3 protein-coding genes are annotated in these 2385 nt (G+C 76.2%); 1 reads left to right on the top strand and 2 read right to left on the bottom strand.

What is annotated here, in order from left to right; genetic code table 11:
- Positions 1 to 592 (top strand): NUDIX domain-containing protein (locus tag IH80_RS0138185; protein ID WP_324609453.1); only part of this gene is annotated, 592 nt, incomplete at its 5' end.
- 88 nt (positions 593 to 680) lie between these two features.
- On the opposite strand, the gene IH80_RS0138180 is transcribed toward IH80_RS0138185, so the two are convergent.
- Both IH80_RS0138180 and IH80_RS0138175 read right to left on the bottom strand, forming a co-directional pair.
- Positions 681 to 1274, bottom strand: a complete 594-nt coding sequence (locus IH80_RS0138180; RefSeq protein ID WP_037882340.1) for a hypothetical protein — start codon at positions 1272 to 1274, stop codon at positions 681 to 683.
- A gap of 247 nt (positions 1275 to 1521) precedes the next feature.
- Entirely contained in the window at positions 1522 to 2268 is a 747-nt protein-coding gene (locus IH80_RS0138175) for a YqjF family protein (protein ID WP_037882338.1), read from the bottom strand.
- Positions 2269 to 2385: the final 117 nt, after the last annotated feature.

Raw genomic sequence — 2385 nt, 5'->3', positions numbered from 1 at the left:
GGGTGCGGGGGGTCGGCGGCGGGTGCGGGGGCGGCGCGCCATACTGGCCGTCGTGACGTCCACTCCCCCGCCTGCGGTCCCGTTCTCCCGCATCAGGATCCGTACCGCGGCCCTGGTGTTCTGCGGCGACGAGGTCGCGCTCATCCGCCGCGACAGGCCCGGCTCCACCCACTACAGCCCGCCCGGCGGGAACGTGGAGGACGGCGAGGACCTCACCTGCGCCCTGCGCAGGGAACTCGCCGAGGAACTCGCCCTGGACGTCGGCCTGGCCGAGGGCGGCGACCTGTTGTGGGTCGTCGACCAGCGGGTCACCCGGCCCGGCCCCACCCCGCCCCCGCGCAAGCTGCACCTGATCCACCGCCTGCACATCACCCCCGCGGTGCGCGCCACGCTGGCCGTGGAGGAACGCGACGAGCAGCCCGACGGGAGCCATGAGATCGGCGTGATCGAGTGGATCGACTACCGCAAGGTGGCCGGGCTCCCGGTCTTCCCGCCCATCGGTGCCGCGCTCGCCGCGCTGCCCGATCCCCGGGCGGCCACGGCCGACGCCGCCCTGGAAGCCGTCACCGACGACAACTACACGTGGGTGTGACGGTCTGACGGTGTGACGGTCCGGCGGGGGCCGGCCTGCTCGGGCCGGACGCGGGCCCCGGGCGGCGGCCCGGCCGCCGGCCGCGGGGTCAGGAGGCCCGGCGGGGGCGAGCGGGGCGGCGCGGGCGGCGGCGGGCGGCGGGTGCCTCCGGGGCGGCCTGCGGTGAGGAGAACCCGCCCGCGACGGGCAGGGGGGCCGCCGCCGGGGCGGTGGCGGGAGCGGGGACCACGGCGCCGGCCGGGGCCCGGCGGGCCTGCCCCGGCGCCTGCGCCTGCGCCTGCCCTTGCCCCTGTGTCTGGGGCTGGGGCTGGGAGCGGCCGAGGACGGCGGTGTGCGGGATGAGCGGCGCGCAGGACTGGCAGATCTCGGCGAGCGTCCAGACCTGTCCCACGGCCGGGTTGTGGACCAGGACCAGGAGGGTGGAGCCGGTGCACTGGGTGCGGGTCTCGTGCCAGGCGCACTGTGCGACGGCCCGGCAGGCGCAGGCGGCGTTGGGGCGTACGGTGGCCAGCCGTGCGTGGGCCCGGGCGTGTTCGGCGGCGAACCGCTTCAGGGACGCGGTGTCCTTCGAACGGGGCGGCATCCGGCAGGCTTCGGTGCTGCAGGTGACGGAGGCGCTGTGATCGGCGTGGCCGGTGAGCCGGACCGTCCAGGTCCGGCCGGGCACGCGTGATCCGGGCATGAGGGTCAAGTCGGGTCCGATCGTCGTGTTTCAGGTGGGTCGGTCGCGGTCGGTCGCACCGACGCGGTGCTGATCGCGGCGGGGTGGACCCCGCGGGGTTGTCGGTCCCGGGCGGCGTCTCGCGGTTGCGGCGCCGGGCCGCGGAGAACGGACATCGCGCGGCCTCGGACGTGGGGTCTTTTTCGCACGTCCCGCAGGCTCTGTCAATGCCCCGCGCCTGGTCGGACGGGTGCAGGGCCGGGGCGGGTCAGCCGGTGGGGCGGGTGAACCGTACGGGGACTCCTGGGGAGTAGAGCACGCTGACGGGCGGGCCGGCGGGCGCGGGCAGACCGGCCGCCGTCACCAGGTCCTCGTCGCAGCCCAGGAGTTCGGCGCGGTGCAGCGGCCAGCGCGGGTGGCTGTTGGGCAGGTACAGCAGCCGGCCGGAGAAGTCGCTGTGCATGCCCCAGCGGGCCGTCAGGAAGTGTTCGAGGGCGGTCGGCTCCGCGATGCGTTCACCTGTCCGCACGGTGAGGGTGCAGTGCGCGCCGCGCGGTCCGGGCCATCTGCGGCTGCTGGTGTAGGTGAGGGTGGGGCCGTCGCGGCGGACCGACATGCGCGACCACACGTACGGGATACGGAACACGGTGCGGGCGGTGAGGACCGGCAGGAGGCGGGAGGCGTCGAGGGAACGGAAGACCACGCCGCGGCGGCCGTGGGTGTCGACCGAGTAGAGGCGGACGTTGGTCTCGGGGAAGGAGCCCAGGTAGGGAATGCCGGGCAGGCGCAGCCATCCGACGCGGTGCATGCGGAACGCGACGAGCCCGATGTAGGTGAGGCCGTCCAGGGTGTCGGGCCGGGTACCGGCCGGGAGCAGCGGGGCGACGTCGGCGGGGTCCGCGGGCCAGTGGAGAAAGGCCAGGTCGAGCCAGGACTGGGTGAGCAGGGGCCGTGCGGCACGGGCAGGGCGGGGCGGATCGGCCGATATCGGCCCGGCGGGCGCGGGAGGCACCACGAGCCCGGCGGGAACGGCGGGCGAGGCGGGCGCGGCAGGTGAGGCGGGAACGGCAGGTGAGGCGGATCCGGCGGGAACGGCGGGCGTTCCGGGCGCGGGAGGGCCGGGGGGCCGGGG

Origin of the sequence: Streptomyces sp. NRRL S-378, from assembly GCF_000720645.1 — a bacterium.
Classification (GTDB): Bacteria; Actinomycetota; Actinomycetes; order Streptomycetales; family Streptomycetaceae; genus Streptomyces.
This window is presented reverse-complemented; position numbering and strand designations above follow the sequence as displayed.